The following is an 18,973-nucleotide window of genomic DNA, read 5'->3' on the forward strand; positions in this document are numbered from 1 at the left end:
TGCGCCGACTATTTAGGTCGGCCGGGCCGGGCCGCGTAGTCTTGTCGCCCGTGGCACTCTCCATCGGAATCGTCGGGCTCCCCAACGCGGGCAAGTCCACGCTCTTCAACGCGCTGACCAAGAACAACGTGCTCGCGGCGAACTACCCGTTCGCCACGATCGAGCCCAACGTCGGGGTGGTCGGCGTACCGGACGCCCGGCTGGGCAAGCTCGCCGAACTGTTCGGATCGGCCAAGCAGCTGCCGGCCACCGTGCAGTTCGTCGACATCGCCGGCATCGTCCGCGGCGCGTCGGAGGGGGAGGGGCTGGGCAACAAGTTCCTCAGCCACATCCGTGAGTCGGACGCGATCTGCCAGGTCACCCGGGTGTTCCGCGACGACGACGTCACGCACGTCGACGGCAAGGTCTCGCCCGCCGACGACATCTCCACCATCCAGACCGAGCTGATCCTGGCCGACCTGCAGACCGTCGAGAAGGCGATCCCGCGGCTGGAGAAGGAGACCCGCCTCAAGAAGGAGGCCGGGGTCACCCTGGAAGCCGTCCGCGTCGCGCAGAAGCACCTCGAGGCCGGTACGCCGATCATCGCCACCGACGTCGACCGGGACGCGATCCGCGAACTCATGCTGATGACGGCCAAGCCGTACCTGTTCGTCTTCAACTGCGACGCCGACGAGCTGGCCGACGAGTCGCTCAAGCAGCAGATGCGCGACCTGGTCGCCCCGGCCGAGGCGATCTTCCTGGACGCCAAGTTCGAGGCCGAGCTGGTCGAGCTCGGCGACGAGGACGAAGCCCGCGAGATGCTCGCCGAAATGGGCGTCGAGGAGCCGGGTCTGGACGTTCTGGCCCGGGTCGGCTTCGAAACCCTCGGCCTCCAGACGTACCTGACCGCAGGCCCGAAGGAATCCCGAGCCTGGACCATCAAGAAGGGCGCCACCGCCCCCGAAGCCGCCGGCGTTATCCACACCGACTTCCAGCGCGGCTTCATCAAGGCCGAAATCGTCTCCTTCGACGACCTGATGGAAGCCGGCTCCATGGCCGCCGCCAAAGCCGCCGGCAAGGTCCGCATGGAAGGCAAGGACTACATCATGTCCGACGGCGACGTCGTGGAATTCCGCTTCAACGTCTGAACCCTGCGGGGCCGGTGGGGGCGTCGTAGTCGAGTCCCGCTTGTACGGCTTCAGTCAGATTGTCGGTGGTGCGGGACATGATGGGAGCCGGCGCCGCGACTCGAGCGGCGCGGCCATCCCATACCGAGCCGAGAGACCGATGGAACCGACTGAAGCAGCGCTGCCGCTCTTCGATGACGAACCCGCACGGCCGCTGGCTGACCGGATGCGGCCGACCCGGCTGGATCAGGTGGTCGGGCAGGAACACCTTCTTGCCTCCGACGCCCCGCTTGGCCGGATGGTGGCCCAGCAGCGGCTGGTCTCTTCGATCCTGTGGGGGCCGCCCGGGGTCGGCAAGACGACCATCGCTCGTCTGCTTGCCGAGCAGAGCAACCTCGTCTTCGAGCCCGTCTCGGCGACCTTCTCCGGGGTGGCCGACCTGCGTAAGGTGTTCGCCTCCGCCCAGAAGAGGCGCACCGTCGGACAGGGCACCCTGCTGTTCGTCGACGAGATCCATCGCTTCAACCGTGCCCAGCAGGACAGCTTCCTGCCGTACGTCGAGGACGGCACGGTGGTTCTGGTCGGCGCCACGACGGAGAACCCGAGTTTCGAACTCAACGGCGCTCTGCTCTCCCGCACCCAGGTCTTCGTCCTCAAACGCCTCGACGAGACGGCCCTGTCCACGCTCATCAGCCGCGCGGAGGAACTCACCGGTCGTCCGTTGCCACTCGACGCCGCTGCCCGCCAGGCCCTGATCGCGATGTCGGACGGCGACGGCCGCTATCTGCTCAACATGATCGAGCAACTCCAGGCCCTGCCCGTCACTGAGCAGCCGCTGGACACGACCGCGCTCGCCCGGCACGTCCAGCAACGGGCCCCGCTGTACGACAAGTCGCAGGAGGGCCACTACAACCTGATTTCCGCGCTGCACAAGTCGATGCGCGGCTCCGATCCGGACGCGGCCCTGTACTGGCTCGCCCGGATGCTCGACGGCGGTGAGGATCCCCTCTTCGTGGCCCGGCGCATCGTCCGGTTCGCCAGTGAGGACATCGGCATGGCCGACCCGCACGCAGTACAGCAGGCACTCGCCGCCTGGGACGTGTACGAGCGACTCGGCTCTCCCGAGGGAGAACTGGCGATCGCGCAGGCCGTCGTGTACCTGGCGACCGCTCCCAAGTCCATCGCTGTCTACCGGGGCTTCAGTGCGGCGCAGCGATCCGCCCACCGCACGGGCTCACTCATGCCGCCTGCCCATATCCTCAACGCTCCGACGCGGCTGATGAAAGAGCTTGGCTACGGCAAGGAGTACCAGTACGACCCGGACACCGCTGAGGGCTTCTCCGGCGCCGACTACTTCCCGGACGACATGGACCGCGAGGCGTACTACAAGCCCACCCGGAACGGCTACGAAGCCCAGATCACCGAGCGCCTGCGCCAGTGGGCCGCGTTGCGCGCCCGCTCCCAAGCCACCGAGTGAGGCGGCCAGGAAATCGATGGATCGCCCGAAGCCGTCGGGCCTAGGGTCGTGGGCATGCCTGACGCCTTGTTTTCTGTACCTCGGTTGGTGGCTGTCTATGACCCGTTGGAGCCGGAGCGGCCCGATCTCGAGGTCTATCTGGCGATGGTGGGGGAGTTCGGTGCGTCCAGGGTGCTGGATGTGGGATGTGGGACGGGGTCCTTCGCTCTGATGCTCGCCGAGCGTGGGGTTGACGTGGTGGGGGTCGACCCGGCGTTGGCTTCGCTGGAGGTGGCTCGGGGGAAGGCGGGGGCTGAGCGGGTTCGCTGGGTTCATGGGGATGCGGGCGCGTTGCCGCCGTTGCAGGTTGACCTCGCGGTGATGACGGGCAACGTGGCGCAGGTGTTCGTCGAGGATGACGACTGGGCCGCGACGCTGGCCGCAGTACGGCGTGCGCTTGCTCCGGGTGGGCGTTTCGTCTTTGAGACAAGGGATCCGGCGCAACAGGCGTGGCTGGGATGGAACCGTCAGGACACCTACCAACGGATCGACGTACCAGGTGTCGGCGTGGTGGAGAACTGGACCGAACTGCTCGAGGTCCAGCTGCCTCTGGTGACGTTCCAGTCCACCTACGTCTTCGCCGAAGACGGCGCCACCCTGACTTCACAATCCACCCTGCGCTTCCGCACGAAGCCCGAACTCGAGAAATCACTGACCCAGGCCGGCTTCACGATCGACGAAGTACGAGACGCCCCCGACCGCCCCAACCTCGAGTTCGTCTTCGTCACCAGCTGGCGGCCGTAGCTCTGGCAAGAGATGCCGTGGCGGAGGGTTGTCTCAGGCAGGCATGTCGACGGTCAGGCCGGCGGCCTGGGCGGCGTCCGCCAGGCGTTTGTCGTAGGTGACAAATGAAGTGAGTTGGGCTCGGATGCGGAGAGCCGTTGCCAGGTGAATGGCGTCCAGGCTCCGGACGGTCGGCGGCTTCACGGTCTGGGCGAGTATGCGAATGCCGGCGTCCAGGTCAACCAACTCGATCAGGTCGAGGACCAAGTGAAGTCGGGTGACGGCTTCTGGGGCGTGGCGTGCCAGCGCCCGCGATGACTCGATCTCGGCCAGAACCGAACTCGTCCAGCCGGTCTCCACCCGCTCGTCGAGCCAGTCGCGCAACGCCTGTGTTTCGGACTCGGCGTGGACGAGTTTCACGATCGCGGCCGAGTCGAGATAGATCATCGGCGGTCGTCTTCGCGCTCGCGGACCATCTCAGCGGCGATATCGACGCCGTCCGGTTCGCCGAGAGGCATCCGCAGTACGGCGCGACGCAGCGCCGCGGAGCGCTCCTTACGCAGTGCGGCTTCCAGTACTGCTTGGCGGATGGCCGCCGAGCGGGAGCTGCCGTCATGGGTCAGAACGTCCAGGGCGTGCTCGGTCTCCGCATCGCTGCGGATCGTGATGGTGTCAGCCATACCTTCACTGTAAGACACAATGTCTTACACAACAAGCGAGCACGGGGTGCGGTGGGGATGGAGGGGGTTACCAGGTGGCGAGAGAACGGTGCGTAGTACCTGGTACGGCCAAGGTGCCGGGCAGGGGATGGGGGTCACCGGCACCTTGGCCTGCTTAAAGATATGTCGGTGGGCCAAACGGCCGGTGGGGGTGAATGGGCGGAAAGCCTGTAGGTAAAGGGTTTCCGCGGCGGAGCGTGTGGGGTGGGTTACGGAGCGGCGGCGGGGGTGGTGCGGTCTGTGGCGAGCTTCACAGCGAAGGCGGCCAGCGCGGTGCCCGTCAGGTAGCGGTGGACGCGGGCCCACAGTGGTTTGCGGCTGAAGAAGATTGCCACCGAGCCGGCGGTGATGACGAAGATCGCGTTCACCAAGACGCCGACGGCGAGTTGGGTGAGGCCGAGGATCAGGCTCTGGGCGGCGACGTGGCCGCGGGACGGGTCGACGAACTGGGGCAGCAGCGAGATGTACAGAATCGCGATCTTCGGGTTGAGCAGGCAGGTCAGCAGACCCATCCCGAAGAGCTTGCGCGGGCGGTCGGGTTCGAGCGCGTTCGGGGTGAAGGCGGAGCTGCCGCCGGGCCGGAGTGCGCCCCAGGCGAGCCAGAGCAGGTACGCCGCGCCGGCCAGTTTCAGCACCACGTAGATCTGCGGGACCAGCGCGAACAGGGTCGCCAGGCCGGCGGTCGCGGCGAGCAGGTAGACGAGGAACCCGACGCCGACGCCGGCCAGCGAGGTGAGCCCGGCGCGGCGACCCTGGGTGACGGAGCGCGAGACGAGATAGATCATGTTCGGCCCGGGAATGACGACCAGGCCGAGCTCGATGAGCGCGATCCCGATCAGTGCCTCAGTGCTGACCACCATCGAACTGTCCCTCCGCCGTCGTTGCTGCCGCAGTGAAACTAACAGTCGCCGCGTCCGCCGGCGCAGGGATTTTCCTCCGCTGAGACGAGTGGAAGGGCCCCCGCTGATAATCGCTGGCGGGAGAGCAGTCACAATTGGTTAGCTAGAGCCTGGAATGCCTGACGGTTTGAAGGAGACGGTATGAGCGAGACGCCCAGCAAGCCGGCCAAGGACGATCTGCAGAAGAAGTTCCGCGAGGCACTCGCCAAGAAGAACCAGACCCACGAGTCGCACCCGGGTAGCGGGCCGCGGCACGAGGGTGTCGGCGAGGCGCACAACGACAAGCAGAAGCGCCAGTTCCGGCGCAAGTCCGGCAGCTGATTTCCGCCGCCAACCATCCGTACCGAGCCCCGGGTTACCGCCCGGGGCTCTAGCTTTTCCCGGGTACGACGAGCTCGGTCAGCCGGCTGAGCTGGAGCTCCCAGCCCTCCAGGTGACCGCCGGCATCCTCAGGGCTGCTCAGACCCGTGTGGCGGAGCAGCATCCGGGTACCGTCGGCAACCTCGGTCAGCTCGACCCGGACCTGAGAAGGCTCACCTTCGTGATCCCACTGCCAGGTGAACTCGAGAAGCTTCGGCGCGTCGACCACGGTGTAGCGGCCGCGGACGACGTACGGGCCCATCGTGACGACGTACTCGCCGCCGACCCGGACGTCGGCTTCGACCTGGAGGTCGAGCGACGGGTTGGGGCAGTACCAGCGGGTCAGCAGCCCGGGCTCGGTCCACGCGGCGTACACGCGGTCGATCGTTGCCTTCAGCACCCGTTCGATCCGGATGTCAGTGCTCATCTTCGCTCCCGAGGAGTTCTTCCAGCCGATCGACCGTGGTGTTCCAGTACGTCGTGAGGTCACCCAGCCAGCCCTGTACTTCGTTCAGCGCGGCGGGTTGCAGCGTGCAGACGACGGTGCGCCCGCGTTTGTGACGGCGCACCACCCCGGCGTCGACGAGAACGCCGACATGCTTGGTCATCGCCGGTGCCGTGAGGCGATGCGGCGCCGCCAGCTCACCCATCGTCGCCTCGCCCCGGCTCAACTGCTGCACAATCGCCAGTCGCGTCGGATCCGCGAGCGCGGCGAAGGTGGTGGCCAGAGGCATGAAAACACTTCACCAATTGGTGAAGTGTTTGTCAAGCGGTCAGAGGAGCTGGTCGAGCAGGTCGGCTGCTCGCGCGGCGCCGTCGGTGGCGACCGGGAGGTAGTCGACCGGTTGGGTCAGCCGCTTGGCGATCGCCTCGGCCAGCACCTGCGGATCGGAAGCTTCGGCGTAGCTCAGATGGTGGCCGGCGTTGTAGCGGTCGAGGCGCGTGCGGACGTGGAACTCCTGCTCGAAGTGGTGCTGAAGCGGCACGTAGATGAACGGCACCCGATGTGCCGTCAGCTCCATGCACGTAGTCAAGCCACCCTGGGTGATGGCCAGATCGGCCACCGCCAGGTGCTGCGGCAGATCCGGCAGGTAGCCGTGCACAGTCACCCCTTCGACGGCGGGCAGCTCGCCCGGGTCGAGCCGTGGCCCGGTGACGAACACGAACTCCAGCTCCGGTACCAGTCGGCGAGCCAACGGCACTGCATCGAGGACTCGCCGCAGCAGAGCAGAGCCGACTCCTGATCCGCCGACGGTCACCACACACAACAACCGATCACTCCGACGCCGAGGCTGCTCAAGAGCTGGCGGGAAGCCCGTGATGTAGCCGGTGAAGGTGTAGTTCGCCGTAGTCCAGTCGCGGATCGATGGCAGGCCGGGGCCGAAGGTCGCGGTGATGATGTCTTCCGGGTCGCCGACGAAGAGCGAGTGGTCGCGCAGGCGCGGGTAGCGGGCCCGGTGGTTCAGCATCTCGGTGTTGTAGTCGGCGGTCAGGTGAGCCTCCGCCGCGCCGCCGTCGGGCATCGGGAGCCAGCCGACGAAGTCGGTCAGCCACGCATAGGAGAAGCGTTTGAGCTCCGGGTTCTCGTGCAGGAAGTAGTCGACCTCCCACGCCTCGTCGCCGATCACCAGGTCGTAGTGCCGGCCGTCCACCACGTCGGCGAAGGTGAGGAAGTTCGCGACCAGGATCTCGTCCATCCGGCGGATCGCCTGGAACGCGTGCAGGTCGTGCTCCTCTGCCTCGAACTCCACATGCGCCGACTCGTTGATCAGGTACGCCGACGCCGGGTGCACCGTCTCGCCGGCATCCTCGAGCACCCGGGTGACGGGATGCTGCGCGAGCCAGTCGAGTTGCAGCTCCGGCCGCCGCCGGCGCAGTTCCTGGGCGATCGCGAGGTCGCGCCGGGCGTGCCCGAGACCGATCGGGGACGACAGGTAGAGCGCCCGTCGCGGCCGGTTCATCGCCCGCACCCAGGTACGCCGTACCGGCTGTGGCGCGACCTGGTCGACGAAGTCCTTCAGGAGCCGGTTGAACGCCACCGGATCGCGGGCGTGCGGCGCGTGGCCGCCACCCGCGATCGTGACGAGCGAACCGCCGGTCAGCTCAGCGAGCCGAACCCCTTCGGCATAAGGCCGGATGGCGTCCTTGTCGCCCTGCACCACCAGCACCGGGCACGTCACGTCGGGCGCACCCGGCGTACGGTCCTGCCGGGCCTCCTCGGTGTCCACCAGCACCTCGGGGGTGGTCTGCAAGCTCCACCGGATGCAGTCCTCGGTCTGCTTGCTGGAGTGCGGCTCGTTGAACAGTTGCCCGAAGAAGAACCGGACGAAGTCCTCGTAGCCGCCTTCCAGCCAGTAGTGGCGGTTGTACTTCGCCCAGCCCTCGTTGCTTTCGTACCGCTCGTTCCAGGTCCAGCGGGTGCGTTCCTCCAGGTCCGGCACGAGCCCTGCTGCCACACCGACACAGACAACGCCCAGTACTCGTTCAGGTTGCGCTGCTGCCAGCTGCAGAGCCCACGGGCAGCCTCGCGAGAACCCGACGAGCACGCACTGCTGAGCACCGGCTGCATCCAGTACTGCGAGGGTGTCCGCGACGTACTCCTGATCCGCGTACGCCGCGGCACCACTCGGCTTGCTGGAAGCACCAGCGCCTCTGCCGTCGAAGGTGATCACCCGGAAGTGCCTGGCCAGGTAGGGCACCTGTGCCTTCCACACCCGCGACGGCACGATCGACCAGGTCGGCAGTAGGACAACCGTGGGTACTGTCTTGCCGGCGGGACCGTCCCAGACCTGGTACGCGATCGTCACGCCGTCCCGCTCGACCGCCCCCTCCTGGTCAGCCGGTCGAGCTGGTCGCTCCTTCATCTCGCCCCCTCAGCTCCTACTGCCCCCTGTGGGCACTGTCTCAGGGCCGGACCTCGAAGACCAGGTTGAAGGGGGTCTCGGCCGCAGTACGGAACCGGGTGAAGCCGGCGGCCGTGGTGACGTCGCGGATCCGGGCCGGACCGGCTTGAGTGCCCAGTGCCAGGCCGACGTCCTGCGACAGCGAGGCCGGAGTACAGAGCAGTGTGGAGAAGCCGTAGTACGCGCGGCCGACCGGGTTGAGGTTGTCCTCGACACGGTCGCCTGCCATCGGCTCGACGACCATCCAGGTGCCGTCGGGCGCCAGCGACTCCCGGACATGCTTGGCGGCGCCGACGGGGTCGCCCATGTCGTGCAGCGCGTCGAAGGTGGTCACCAGGTCGTACCTGGTTCCGCCGTACTGCGTAGCTGCCGCGACCTCGAACGTCACGCGATCCGCGACGCCGGCCTCGGCAGCTCGCAACCGGGCGGTCTCGATCGACTCCGCGTGGTAGTCGGAACCGTGGAAGGTGGAGCGCGGGAAGGCCTGGGCCATCAGGATGGTCGAGGCGCCGTGCCCGCAACCGATGTCGGCCACGCTGGCACCCGTCTCCAGCTTCTGGACGACGCCGTCGAGGGCAGGCAGCCAGCCGGCCACCAGGTTCGCGTTGTAGCCCGGGCGGAAGAAGCGCTCGCAGCCGAGGTGCACGTCGGAGTTGTGCTCGTGCCAGCCGATGCCCGCGCCACTCCTGGCCGCCTCGATGGTCTGGGTGGTGTGCTGCACGGTGCCGAGAGCAATCTGGAAGAAGCCGGGCAGGAATGCCGGGCTGCTCTCGTCCGTCAGCGCTACTGCCTGCTCCGGCGGCAGCAGGTACTTGCCGGTGGCCGGGTCGTACTCGACGAAGCCACCGGCGGCCTGTGCGTTGAGCCATTCGCGTGCGTAGTGCTCGCTGGTGTTCGTGCGCTCGGCCAGCTCAGCGGGTGTGGTCGCACCTGCGTCGGCCAGTGCGCGGTAGTAGCCGAGGCGGTCGCCCATGACGACCAGCGCCGCGTTCAGCGTCGCCCCCACCTCGCCCACGGCCTGCCCCACGAACGCCATCAGTTTGTCCATGTCGATCGCAACTGTGGTCATGTCAGTTCCCTCCCTGGATCTGTACGGCGAACCTAGGAGCGCAAGCCAGTTGCTCGCATCAGGTGACCTACCTAGTCGGTTGGTGGTGTACTGCCAGACATGCTGATCGGGCGGGACACCGAACGGCGGGCGATCGAACGGCTGGTCGCGGGGGCGCGGGTGGGATCCAGCGGGGTACTCCTGATCACCGGGGAACCGGGCATCGGGAAGACAGCTCTCGTGACCGAGGCGGCGACCCTCGCCGCGGGCCTGCGCGTCCTGCGCGCCCGCGGCACCGAAGCCGAACGCGAGATCCCCTTCGGCGGCCTCCTGCAACTCCTCCGCCCTGCCCTCGGCGAGCTGGATCGCATCCCCGCACCCCAAAGAGATGCCCTGGCTGCAGCACTCGCCTTGGGCACACCAGAACCGCCGGCTCGCCCTTCGGGGCTCGCCGGCGGGGAGAAGGGCAGAGGTTCCCGCCAGGCGGTGGCTGGCGCGGGGAGTGCTCAGGAGCGGTTCGTGGTGGGGGCGGCGACGTTGAGTCTGGTTTGCCGGTTTGCTGAGGAGGCGCCGGTGGCGATCCTGGTGGATGATGCGCAGCTGCTCGATCTGCCGAGTGCCGAGGCGTTGTTGTTCGCGGCCCGGCGGTTGGTGGCTGATCCGATTGTGCTGGTGATCGCGGCGCGGGCCGGTGAAGTGCATCCGTTGGCTCAGGCGGATCTGCCGCAGCTTCAACTGAGCGGGGTCGGCCTGGAGGCGGCACAGGAGCTGGTCGCGGGACTACCCGTCGACCTGGTCGCGAGCCTCCACCGCACGGTCGCGGGCAACCCGCTGGCGCTCCTGGAGCTGGCAAGGGATCCCGAGCAGCTGCGACGCGTTCCGCCCGGAGTACCGGTGCCTGTCCCGGCACTGCTCGCAGAAGCCTTTGCTGCAAGGGCAAACAAGCTCAGTGAGGCTGCCCGGACCGCACTGCTCGTCGCCTCGGTGGATGACGGCGAGTTGGGAGTAGTGGCACGCGCCTGCGCCGACCTGGGCGTCGACTTCGCTGTCTTCGCCGAAGGAGAGCGGGCCTCGCTGGTGGCGCTCAAGGAGGGTCGTGTCGAGTTCAGGCACCCACTGGTCCGCTCAGCCATCTACTCGAACGCCGAGCCTGCTCAGCGCCGTGCAGTCCATCTCGCGGTGGCCAACGCAGTACAGGATGACGACCGGCGCGCCTGGCACCTCTCCGAGGCAACGCTCGGCACAGACGACGCAGTAGCCGCCGCACTGGAGGTAGCCGGCAACCACGCGGTAGATCGCGGAGCACACGCAGTCGCCGCAACCGCCTTCGAACGAGCCGCCCGCCTCACCGGTACTACGGGCGCTCGCGCGCTGCGGCTGGTCGCAGCAGGTGAGGCGGCCTGGTTCGCCGGCTCGCCGGAGCGAGCAGACGAGCTGCTCCGTGAGGCACTCGCCCTGGAGCCACCCCGGCAGGCCCGTACTCACGCCGATGAGCTGCGCGGCGACATCGCGCTGAAGTGTGGCTCCCCGGCAAGAGCACGCGACATCCTCTTCGCTGCGACCGAGACTGCCGACCCCGAAGCCGCAGTGGGACTGCTTGCCGACGTAGTCAACGCCTGCTTCCGGCTGGGCGACGCTGCTGGGGCTCTGCAAGCGGCAGACGAGCTGAGCACGTTGCTGCAAGAGATCGAGCGTCCCGGGACTCGCGTGATCGGCCTGCTCGCTTGTGGGGTCGCCAAGGTGCTCTCCGGCCGTGGCGGTACCGAGGAGATCCGTCAGGCCCTTGCGCTGGCACCATCGGTGGCCCTGGAACGCGACCGGCGCCGCCAGGTCTGGATGATGCTCGCCCCGATGTTCCTGCGCGAGAGTGGGACCGGCCGCGCCCTGATCGAAGAGGCGATGCGGGAACGACGGGACCAGGTCGCGGTCGGAGTACTGCCGGCTGTGCTCTTCCTGCTGGCTCGCGACGACGCCACCACCGACCGCTGGGCCGACGCGGCCGCGTCGTACGACGAGGGCATCCGGCTGAGCCGTGAGACCGGGCAGACGACCGAACTGGCGCTCAACCTGGCCGGCCTGGCGTGGTTGTCGGCTCAGCAGGGGCGCGCAGCGGAGTGCCGGGCACTCGCGGCCGAGGCGATGGGGATCTGCTCAGAGCGGCAGATCCACCTGGGGCTCGCCTGGTCGCTGTTTGCATTGGGGGACCTCGCACTGGGTCAGGGCGACCCGCAGGCTGCGCTGCCGCAGTACGAGCGGCTGGCTGAGGTGCTGACGTCGTTGGGAGTGCTGGACCCTGATCTGTCGCCAGTACCGGAACTGGTTGAGGTCTACCTGCGACTAGGGAGAGCCGACGACGCTTCTGCAGTGGCGCGGGCTTTCGCAGTACGGGCTGGTGAGAAGGGACAGCCGTGGGCCCTGGCGAGGGCGGCCAGGGCGTTGGGGCTGGTCGAGGACGACGAGCAGAAGTTCCTGGAGGCGCTGGAGTGGCATGAACGGACGCTGGACGTCTTCCAGGCTGCACGGACTCGCCTGGTGTACGGAGCCTGGCTGCGGCGCGCACGACGGCGAGTGGACGCCAGAGAGCAGCTACGTCGCGCAGTAGCGGCGTTCGACCAGCTAGGCGCACCAGGTTGGGCCGACCAGGCTGCGGCCGAGCTGAAGGCCACAGGGGAGACAGCACGCCGCCGAGAGCCCAGTACTGCGGACGACCTGACTCCGCAGGAGCGGCAGATCGCCAGGCTCCTCTCCGAAGGACACAGCATCCGCAGTGTCGCGGCACGACTCTTCTTGAGCCCCAAGACGGTCGAGTACCACCTGCGCAAGGTCTACACGAAACTCGGCATCCACTCTCGTCCGGAGCTGGCCGAAATTCTCGAGAAGGGTGGCCCGGCGCGGACGTAATCTGGCCGACGTGACCTCGCCCTACCTGGAAACGAGTGGAACCAAACGGCACGCGGGCTTCGCGGAACTCGGTGCGAAGGCCCCGATCCATCACCTGACGTTGTTCACCGGCGTGCCGGTCTGGCTGGTGACCGGGTACGCCGAGACGCGCGAGTTGCTGGCGCATCCCGACGTGGTCAGGTCGGCCCTGGAGGGGCCGCACCGCGACCAGGTGACCGACGAGCTGATCGAGTCGCTGGAGCAGCACATGCTCAGCGCCAACCCGCCCGACCACACCCGCCTGCGCAAGCTCGTCTCGGCCGCCTTCACCCGGCGCCGGATCGAGCTGCTGGAACCGCGGATCCGGGAGATCGCCGCTGACCTGCTGGACGAGATGGCGGCCGTGGGTGGCGAGGTCGACCTGGTCGACTCCTACAGCTACCCGTTGCCGATCACGGTGATCTGCGAGCTGATCGGCATCCCGGCGATCCGGCGGGACGACTTCCGGCGCTGGTCGTCGGTCGTCGTCAACGCGGCCGTCCACCCGGCCGAGGTCTACGTCGAGGCCGCGACCGCGATGGTGACGTTCATCCGCGAGCTGATCGAGGACAAGCGCGTCAACCCCTCGAACGACCTGCTGTCGGACCTGATCGCGGTCCGCGACGGCGGCGACCGGCTGAGCCAGGACGAACTCACCTCGATGGTCTACCTGCTGCTCGCGGCGGGGCACGAGACCACCGTCAGCCTGATCACCAACGGCACCCACGCGCTGCTGCGGAACCCGGACCAGCTGGCCCCGCTCAAAGCCGAGCCCGAGCGACTGCCGGCCGCCGTCGAGGAGCTCCTCCGGTACGACGGCCCGCTGCAGGCCGCGATCCCGTACATCGCCAAGGCCCCGATCGAGATCGGCGGGAACGTGATCGGGACCGGCGAGGTGATCGTGTTCGCGCTGCTCGCCGCCAACCGTGATGCGGGCAAGTTCGAGCAGCCCGATCAGCTCGACATCACCCGGGACGCCTCGCACGTCGCGTTCGGCCATGGCATCCACCACTGCCTCGGTGCGCCGCTGGCCAGGCTGGAGGGCCGGATCGCGCTCGGCATGCTGTTCGACCGCTTCCCCGAGCTGAAACTGGCCTCGGAGGACGACCCGATCCGCAGCCAGGGGCTGCTGATCAATGCCATCACCCGCCTGCCGGTGAGGCTGTAGAACCGCTGGAACACCGTGGTCCTTTGGGATGAATTCTTGGTGGGTTCCCGCCTGACGGTGGGTTCGTCGATTCGGTGGGGGTTGACTTCGGATGGCATGCTTCAACGCGTGACAGACTTGATGGAGGCCGCCCGGCACGTGCTCGGGATCGCGATGGCTTCGCCCTGGCTGATCCTGGTGCTCTTCCTGGCCGCCGCCATCGACGCCGTCTTCCCGGTCGTGCCGAGCGAGGGCCTGGTCGTCACCGCGGGCATGGCAGCCGCGGCCGGACACCAGAATCTGCTGCTGGTGATCGTCGCCGCGATGGCCGGCTCGATCATCGGCGAGTCTGTCTGCTACCTGCTCGGACGCGGTTCAGGTCCCGCGCTGCATCGCTGGATGCGCCGCCGCGACGCCCGGCAGCGGATGTTCGAGAAGGTGTCCAAGGCACTGCACTCGCGCGGCGGGCTGATCCTGATGACGGTGCGCTACGTCCCGGGCGCGCGGATGGTCGCGACGCTGACCGCGGGCGCGACGGCGTACTCGTTCCGCAAGTTCATCCTGTTCACCGCGGCCGGCGTCACGGTCGCGTACACCTACGTGGCGCTGCTCGGTTACCTGGGCGGGGACGCGTTCGCGCACGACTCGCTCAAGGCACTCGCGTTCAGTCTCGGCATGGCTTTCACGATCGGTCTCGTGATCGAGACCAGCCGCCGGATCGCGGTCCGCCGCCGCGCCTCCAGGGTCACGGCGGGCTGACGCGCTCTCCAGCGTGCGGCTTCAGAGTCTCAAGTAGCCGAAGGCGGTCTGCCAGGTGCCGCCGGCCTTGATGCGCTCGACGATCAGGCGCTGGAGCTTGGTGTCCTGCGGGAACTCGTCCAGCTTGTCGAGGTCGTGGCTGCGGAAGGTGAAGAAGATCGCGCTGTCCTGAGAGTCGCGCGGTTCGCCGTACGGGGTGAAGCGGCGGCCGAAGCGGACCATGTTGGAGTCCTGCGGCAGGTTGTCCAGCAGGTACGGGTCGAGCAGCCAGGAGCCGAGCGTCGCGGCCTTCACCGGGTACTCCGGGAACACCCGCGGGAAGAACTCGCGAGCCTGAGCGAAACTGTCGTCGATCGCCTCAGGTGTCAGCGGACCCGTCTCGGGGATGTGGACGCCGATGACCCACTCACCCGGCTCGGTACCGGGCACCGGGTTGTTCGCCGGCACCTGGTGCAGCAGGAACTGGAGCCGGCCGAGCGCGTAGAGCACGCCACTCCAGTGGATCGCCATCCACCAGTGCGTCGCCAGGCCGTACTCGCCGAACGTCCGGCGGTGCACGTCGAGCTGCTGACCCAGATCGGCCAGTGTCGCCCAGCTGACCTCGTCGCTGACCCCACGCTCCTGGTGGTACCGCCGGATGTCGGGCAACGTCTCCAGGAACGCCGCGACCGAGATCCGCGGGTCCTCCGGCATCTCCAGCCCGTCCCCCTCGGGCCGGAACGTCCCGATCGCAGCACGAAGCTGCCCAGCCAGCTTCTCCACCGCCCCCGGATCAGCCTCGAACCGCTCCGCCGCCTCCCGATCGGCGTCGGTGAATCCCAGCAGGCGGTACTCGTCAGCGCTAGTCACACCTCAACCGTAGCCGTTGGATAGTTACGGAGCCTCCGGGTTTCCGGTAACTGGGTTAGCCGGCGGCGGTGTCGATGTGGCGGGCCAGGACGAGGTCGTCGTCGGTGAGGCCGCCGGCTTCGTGGTTGGTGACGCGGAAGGTGATCGTGGTGTAGCGGATGTCGATGTCGGGGTGGTGGTTCATCGACTCGGCCAGTTGGGCGACCGTCGCGACCAGCCGGATGCCGTCCATGAAGGACGGCTTCTTCACGCTGCGCACCAGCGCGTTGTCCACGACCTTCCACTCGGGCAGGTGGTCACGCAACGCGGCGTCGATCTGGTCATCGGTCAGCAGCTCAGCCATACCCGACACTCTAGTGCGTCTACCCCTGGCCCAATGACCGCCAGAAGGCCAGCCGGTGCTCCTGCTCGTAGTCGACTGGAGCGATCTTGCCCGGCGCCAGCGACTGGACGGTCCCAGGCCCGCTGAACCGTTTCCACTCCGGTACTCCGGTGCCGTTCGGGTCGCCGCGATGGGCGAAGTTCGCCCAGTAGCGGATCATCGTGTCCGACAGGGCGACCTGGTCCGGCCGCATCGCCGCGGCGCTCTTGTCGTCCCGGAACAGGTAGCCCACGTCGCCGGCGTGCCAGGCGCCTGGGTCGTAGCCCTTCGGGAACGGGATGTCGAGTGGTGCGTCCCGGTCGGCGAACTCGTAGAACCACAACGGGTTCTTTGCCGAGAGCAACTGGTTCTGCCGGAGCTGAGCCCGGGCCCACATCCGGTCCGTGATCACTGCGGCCCATGCCCTGGCCGGCGTCGGATAGTCCTTCAACGGGTACTCCGCGGCGACCTTCGCCGCCTGGTCGCCAAACGCCGTGCGAAGCAGTTCCGGATAGCCGGCCGCGGTCACCGGACTGCCCGCCAGCTCACGGAAGAACGCGACGAACGTGGTGTGCTCGTCCCGCGTCGTCCCCGACAGCACCGGCACCTGGGTGAAGTTGCCAGCAGCAAGCGCCTTGTCCGGATCGGCCGGTAGCTGATCGTTGCCCAGGGCATACGGCTGGAAGATGTTCATCACCTGAGGTATGGCGAGAAGCTTGGGTACCGGCACCTTGCGAAGACAGGCGAGATCCTTGCAGCCAAGCTGTTTCGCAACTACCTGCCCTTGCGTGTCGGCATCCTTCGTCGTGGTCCACCCGTACCACGGCAATGCGGGCAGCCCCGGGTAGGTCGCGCCGGCAGGCATGTCCATCAGGGTGAACCCGCTCTGCATGATGACCCGGTGGAACAGTCCGCGCGACTGTTCCGACATCAGGTGAGCACTGGTCGCGGTCGCGCCGTACGAGACGCCGAACAGCGTCACATTGGCCGGGTCGCCACCGAAGGCGGCCGCGTTGCGCTGGACCCAGCGCAGTACGGCGCGTTGGTCCTGCAGGCCGATCGTGCCGGAGTGCTCGAGGCCGGGGAACCCGAAGCCGCCGAAGACACCGAGGCGGAAGTTGAAGGTGATCACCAGGACGTCGCCGGTGACCGCGAGTCGCGCCGGGTCGAACTGGTCGCCCGCGCCGATCGCGCCGTCGCCGTGGATCCACACCATCACCGGCTTGCGGTGCTCGGGTGAGGCGGTCTTCGGCGTGGTGACGTTGAGGAACAGGCAGTCTTCGTTGCTGCTGGCAAGGTTTGCGATCGCGTTCTTGTTCTGTGGGCAGGCGCTGCCGGGTTTGGTGGCGGCGCGTTCGCCGGTCCACGGCTTGGCCGGTGCGGGTGCTGCCCAGCGCAGGTCGCCGACGGGCGGCGCGGCGTACGGGATGCCGTTGAAGACGCGGCGGTCGGGATGCACGATGCCGCGGACGTCGCCGGTGTCGGTGTGGACGACCGGGCCGGGCGGTTCTGCTTGTGGCGCTGGGGTCTGGCTGCAGGCGGTGAGGAGGAGGGCGAGGGCGAGTGTCGTCAGACGTTTCATCTCAGGCCTTCCTGGTGGTGAGGTCGACGAGCGTCGCGAACTCCCGGGCCGCCGCGTCGAGATCCAGTTCGGGGTCCAGGTCGAGCTGGCGGATCAGACCGTCGCGAATCGAGAGGAGGAACACGGCAACGAGTTGCGGATCGAAGTCCCGCAGTACGCCGGTCCGCTGGCCCTGCTCGAGCACTGTGGCGAGGGCCGTCTGGTCGGAGCGGGTCAGCTCGGCCAGCGCGAGATCGTTCTTGATCCGGACCAGGGTGGACGCGTGGCTGCGATGGGTGCGGAGGAACGCGACGTTCGCCTCGACGAAGCCGTGCAGGACGGCGAGTGGCTCCTCGACGCCGTCGGTCCGGGCGAGGACGAACTCGCCGAACCGGGTCAGGATCTCGCGGCCGACCTCCTCGATCAGCTCCTGCTTGCCGGCGAAGTGGTAGGAGATCAGGCCGGTGCTGCTCAGCCCGGCCTCGCGGGCGATCTCCTTGAACGACGCCTGCGCGACGCCGTCCCGGGCGATCACCTCGATCGCCGCCGTGACGATCTGGGCCCGGCGCGCCTGCTCGGTCAGGGTCCGTTTTGCTCGCATAAGCAAATATTAGCTCAGTCGAGCAAAATGTGGTGGCTAGCAGCTCATTGACGCGGCCGCCGGGTCGCCTCAGGTGCGGATTCGGCTCGCGGTGAGGAGGGCGGCCAGCGCGAGGGCGACGCCGGCGGAGAGGATGACGCCGAAGACCCACGGGCGGGGATCGCCGGCGTTGAGCGCGAGCAAGGTGCCGCTGATCGCCAGCGCGGTGGAGATGCTCATCGTCCCGGCCATCTGGGCGGCGCTGACGTTGCGGCCCGAGTTGCTGTCGTCGGACAGATCGAGGGTCAGCACCGACAGGCTCGACGAGCTGAGACCCATCCCGATTCCGGCGATCGTCCAGCCGACCAGGCCGAGCCAGATGATGTCGCCGGCCCACGCGAGCAGGGTGGTGCCGGCCAGTCCGGCGGTCATCAGCGTCAGGCCTGTACGCAGTACCGTCACCCGCTGGAAGCCGTGCTCGCGCCCTTGCAGCCACGAGCCGAACGCCCAGCTGACACCGGTGATCGACAACGTGATGCCGGCGCGGGACGGGCTGAAGTCGTGTTGCAGGGTGAGCAGGAGCGGCAGGTAGGCGCCAGTGCCCGCGAAGGCCGCGCCGGTCAGCCCGCGCGCCGCGACGACGGACGGGAAGCCGCGCCGGAGTACGAACGTGCCCCGAGGCATCACCCGAACCGCGGCCGTGGCGAGCACCACGACGCTCACCGCGATCGTCACCCCGGCCGGCCAGCGGTGATGCTCCAGATGGTCCCCGGCCAACGTCATCGAGAAGAGCGCAACGGATGCCGCGAACGCCCACGGCAGGGCAGCCCGCCACGCGGCCAGCTCCGCGGCATCCTCCGTACTGCGTTCAGGTGCGGGCGTGCGGGCGGCGACTCGCATCGCCGGCCGGAGCAGGAACCAGCTCGGCAGCAGCAAGAAGAGTGCGCCGAGGAAGACCCATCGCCAGCCGGCCTGCTCGGTCACCAAGCCGGTCAAGAATGGGCCCGCGACCGACGGGAGGATCCACATTGCCGCGAACAACGAGAACATCCGCGGGCGTAGTACGGCTGGAAGAGTCCTTGCCACCAGCACCATCAGGGCGACGTCGAGCAGACCTTCCGCGAAACCACTCAGCAATCGGCCGGCGACCACCATCGGCATGCCCTGGGCGGTACCGACCAGCAGCTGGGCCAGCGCGAAGGCGATCGCACCGGCCCGCAGAGTCGGGATCGGCCCGCGACGATCACTCCACAACCCGGCGATCGCGAGCGACACCAAGTAGCTCGCGTTCGGCGCGGCATTGGCCAGGCCGAAGGCGCTCAACGCGTCGAACTCCTGCACCATCGTCGGCAGCGCGGTTCCCACCGCGCGGTTCTCGAACGCGGCCAGCGTGACCAGCGAGATGACGCCGAGAACGAGCGGCAGGTGGGTTCCGCTGAACAGCCGGGGCGGTGGGGAGACCTCAGTGGCAGACATGCCGGCAATCCTCAGGGTTAAAGCGCGCTTGAGGTCAACCGGGGGGA

The 18,973-nt window shown here is 67.9% G+C and carries 19 protein-coding genes; 7 read left to right on the forward strand and 12 right to left on the reverse strand.

The features are described from left to right. Positions 1-50: 50 nt before the first annotated feature. The 3 genes from ychF (at position 51) to AB0F51_RS29540 (ending at position 3,366) form a co-directional block, all read left to right on the forward strand. Entirely contained in the window at positions 51-1,127 is a 1,077-nt protein-coding gene (ychF, locus tag AB0F51_RS29530) for a redox-regulated ATPase YchF (protein WP_360285147.1), read from the forward strand. Positions 1,128-1,266: 139 nt separating this feature from the next. Further along, entirely contained in the window at positions 1,267-2,583 is a 1,317-nt protein-coding gene (locus AB0F51_RS29535) for a replication-associated recombination protein A (protein WP_360285148.1), read from the forward strand. Positions 2,584-2,637: 54 nt separating this feature from the next. Further along, a complete protein-coding gene (locus AB0F51_RS29540; protein ID WP_360285150.1) occupies positions 2,638-3,366 on the forward strand; it encodes a class I SAM-dependent methyltransferase in 729 nt (242 codons plus the stop codon). Positions 3,367-3,399: 33 nt separating this feature from the next. Here the strand turns inward: AB0F51_RS29540 and AB0F51_RS29545 are convergent, their stop codons facing one another. From AB0F51_RS29545 to AB0F51_RS29555, 3 genes are all read right to left on the reverse strand, one after another. Further along, positions 3,400-3,792, reverse strand: a complete 393-nt coding sequence (locus AB0F51_RS29545) for a type II toxin-antitoxin system VapC family toxin (protein WP_360285151.1) — start codon at positions 3,790-3,792, stop codon at positions 3,400-3,402. Then, on the reverse strand, positions 3,789-4,025 hold the full coding sequence (locus AB0F51_RS29550; protein ID WP_360285153.1) for a hypothetical protein: 237 nt from the start codon (positions 4,023-4,025) through the stop codon (positions 3,789-3,791). Before AB0F51_RS29550 ends, AB0F51_RS29545 begins: the two co-directional genes overlap by 4 nt. 248 nt (positions 4,026-4,273) lie before the next feature. Continuing rightward, positions 4,274-4,924, reverse strand: a complete 651-nt coding sequence (locus tag AB0F51_RS29555) for a LysE family translocator (protein ID WP_360285154.1) — start codon at positions 4,922-4,924, stop codon at positions 4,274-4,276. 180 nt (positions 4,925-5,104) lie between these two features. Here AB0F51_RS29555 and AB0F51_RS29560 point away from each other — a divergent pair, with 180 nt between their 5' ends. Further along, complete coding sequence (locus AB0F51_RS29560; protein ID WP_360285156.1) at positions 5,105-5,284, forward strand: DUF5302 domain-containing protein; 180 nt, start codon at positions 5,105-5,107, stop codon at positions 5,282-5,284. 49 nt (positions 5,285-5,333) lie between these two features. Here the strand turns inward: AB0F51_RS29560 and AB0F51_RS29565 are convergent, their stop codons facing one another. From AB0F51_RS29565 to AB0F51_RS29580, 4 genes are read right to left on the reverse strand one after another with little or no spacing between them, the layout of a single operon-like run. Then, positions 5,334-5,750 carry an SRPBCC domain-containing protein gene (locus AB0F51_RS29565; RefSeq protein WP_360285157.1) on the reverse strand — a complete coding sequence of 139 codons (417 nt, stop codon included), beginning with the start codon at positions 5,748-5,750 and terminating at the stop codon, positions 5,334-5,336. After that, complete coding sequence (locus tag AB0F51_RS29570; protein ID WP_360285159.1) at positions 5,740-6,057, reverse strand: metalloregulator ArsR/SmtB family transcription factor; 318 nt, start codon at positions 6,055-6,057, stop codon at positions 5,740-5,742. The genes AB0F51_RS29565 and AB0F51_RS29570 overlap by 11 nt, the downstream gene beginning before the upstream one ends. 39 nt (positions 6,058-6,096) lie before the next feature. Then, positions 6,097-8,187, reverse strand: coding sequence for an alpha/beta fold hydrolase (locus tag AB0F51_RS29575; protein ID WP_360285160.1), 2,091 nt, complete (start codon positions 8,185-8,187; stop codon positions 6,097-6,099). Positions 8,188-8,227: 40 nt separating this feature from the next. Next, positions 8,228-9,295, reverse strand: a complete 1,068-nt coding sequence (locus AB0F51_RS29580) for a class I SAM-dependent methyltransferase (protein ID WP_360285161.1) — start codon at positions 9,293-9,295, stop codon at positions 8,228-8,230. Positions 9,296-9,394: 99 nt separating this feature from the next. On the opposite strand from AB0F51_RS29580, the gene AB0F51_RS29585 reads away from it, so the two are divergent. The 3 genes from AB0F51_RS29585 to AB0F51_RS29595 all read left to right on the forward strand — a co-directional run bounded on the left by AB0F51_RS29585 (position 9,395) and on the right by AB0F51_RS29595 (position 14,099). Next, entirely contained in the window at positions 9,395-12,175 is a 2,781-nt protein-coding gene (locus tag AB0F51_RS29585) for an AAA family ATPase (RefSeq protein ID WP_360285163.1), read from the forward strand. Between the two features lie 10 nt (positions 12,176-12,185). After that, entirely contained in the window at positions 12,186-13,361 is a 1,176-nt protein-coding gene (locus tag AB0F51_RS29590) for a cytochrome P450 (RefSeq protein ID WP_360285164.1), read from the forward strand. Between the two features lie 108 nt (positions 13,362-13,469). Then, on the forward strand, positions 13,470-14,099 hold the full coding sequence (locus tag AB0F51_RS29595; protein ID WP_360285165.1) for a DedA family protein: 630 nt from the start codon (positions 13,470-13,472) through the stop codon (positions 14,097-14,099). Positions 14,100-14,120: 21 nt separating this feature from the next. Here the strand turns inward: AB0F51_RS29595 and AB0F51_RS29600 are convergent, their stop codons facing one another. The 5 genes from AB0F51_RS29600 to AB0F51_RS29620 all read right to left on the reverse strand — a co-directional run bounded on the left by AB0F51_RS29600 (position 14,121) and on the right by AB0F51_RS29620 (position 18,926). Next, a complete protein-coding gene (locus AB0F51_RS29600; protein ID WP_360285166.1) occupies positions 14,121-14,948 on the reverse strand; it encodes an acyltransferase domain-containing protein in 828 nt (275 codons plus the stop codon). 55 nt (positions 14,949-15,003) lie between these two features. Next, the gene (locus AB0F51_RS29605) at positions 15,004-15,291 is read right to left on the reverse strand and encodes a 4a-hydroxytetrahydrobiopterin dehydratase (protein ID WP_360285167.1); all 288 of its coding nucleotides are present in this window, start codon (positions 15,289-15,291) and stop codon (positions 15,004-15,006) included. A 19-nt stretch (positions 15,292-15,310) separates the two neighbouring features. After that, positions 15,311-16,891 (reverse strand): carboxylesterase family protein, encoded by a 1,581-nt coding sequence (locus AB0F51_RS29610; protein WP_360285168.1) that lies wholly within the window; start codon positions 16,889-16,891, stop codon positions 15,311-15,313. Between the two features lies 1 nt (position 16,892). Beyond that, on the reverse strand, positions 16,893-17,471 hold the full coding sequence (locus AB0F51_RS29615) for a TetR/AcrR family transcriptional regulator (RefSeq protein WP_360285170.1): 579 nt from the start codon (positions 17,469-17,471) through the stop codon (positions 16,893-16,895). Positions 17,472-17,540: 69 nt separating this feature from the next. Next, a complete protein-coding gene (locus AB0F51_RS29620) occupies positions 17,541-18,926 on the reverse strand; it encodes an MFS transporter (protein WP_360285171.1) in 1,386 nt (461 codons plus the stop codon). Positions 18,927-18,973 lie beyond the last annotated feature (47 nt).

This window comes from Kribbella sp. NPDC023855 (genome assembly GCF_040639475.1).
Classification (GTDB): Bacteria; Actinomycetota; Actinomycetes; order Propionibacteriales; family Kribbellaceae; genus Kribbella.

Excerpts from the sequence above, each read along its gene's own strand:
- AB0F51_RS29535 (WP_360285148.1), top strand. The coding sequence starts at position 1,267 with ATGGAACCGACTGAAGCAGCGCTGCCGCTCTTCGATGACGAACCCGCA.
- AB0F51_RS29540 (WP_360285150.1), top strand. The coding sequence starts at position 2,638 with ATGCCTGACGCCTTGTTTTCTGTACCTCGGTTGGTGGCTGTCTATGAC.
- AB0F51_RS29545 (WP_360285151.1), bottom strand. The coding sequence starts at position 3,792 with ATGATCTATCTCGACTCGGCCGCGATCGTGAAACTCGTCCACGCCGAG.
- AB0F51_RS29550 (WP_360285153.1), bottom strand. The coding sequence starts at position 4,025 with ATGGCTGACACCATCACGATCCGCAGCGATGCGGAGACCGAGCACGCC.
- AB0F51_RS29555 (WP_360285154.1), bottom strand. The coding sequence starts at position 4,924 with ATGGTGGTCAGCACTGAGGCACTGATCGGGATCGCGCTCATCGAGCTC.
- AB0F51_RS29560 (WP_360285156.1), top strand. The coding sequence starts at position 5,105 with ATGAGCGAGACGCCCAGCAAGCCGGCCAAGGACGATCTGCAGAAGAAG.
- AB0F51_RS29565 (WP_360285157.1), bottom strand. The coding sequence starts at position 5,750 with ATGAGCACTGACATCCGGATCGAACGGGTGCTGAAGGCAACGATCGAC.
- AB0F51_RS29570 (WP_360285159.1), bottom strand. The coding sequence starts at position 6,057 with ATGCCTCTGGCCACCACCTTCGCCGCGCTCGCGGATCCGACGCGACTG.
- AB0F51_RS29575 (WP_360285160.1), bottom strand. The coding sequence starts at position 8,187 with ATGAAGGAGCGACCAGCTCGACCGGCTGACCAGGAGGGGGCGGTCGAG.
- AB0F51_RS29580 (WP_360285161.1), bottom strand. The coding sequence starts at position 9,295 with ATGACCACAGTTGCGATCGACATGGACAAACTGATGGCGTTCGTGGGG.
- AB0F51_RS29585 (WP_360285163.1), top strand. The coding sequence starts at position 9,395 with ATGCTGATCGGGCGGGACACCGAACGGCGGGCGATCGAACGGCTGGTC.
- AB0F51_RS29605 (WP_360285167.1), bottom strand. The coding sequence starts at position 15,291 with ATGGCTGAGCTGCTGACCGATGACCAGATCGACGCCGCGTTGCGTGAC.
- AB0F51_RS29610 (WP_360285168.1), bottom strand. The coding sequence starts at position 16,891 with ATGAAACGTCTGACGACACTCGCCCTCGCCCTCCTCCTCACCGCCTGC.
- AB0F51_RS29615 (WP_360285170.1), bottom strand. The coding sequence starts at position 17,471 with ATGCGAGCAAAACGGACCCTGACCGAGCAGGCGCGCCGGGCCCAGATC.
- AB0F51_RS29620 (WP_360285171.1), bottom strand. The coding sequence starts at position 18,926 with ATGTCTGCCACTGAGGTCTCCCCACCGCCCCGGCTGTTCAGCGGAACC.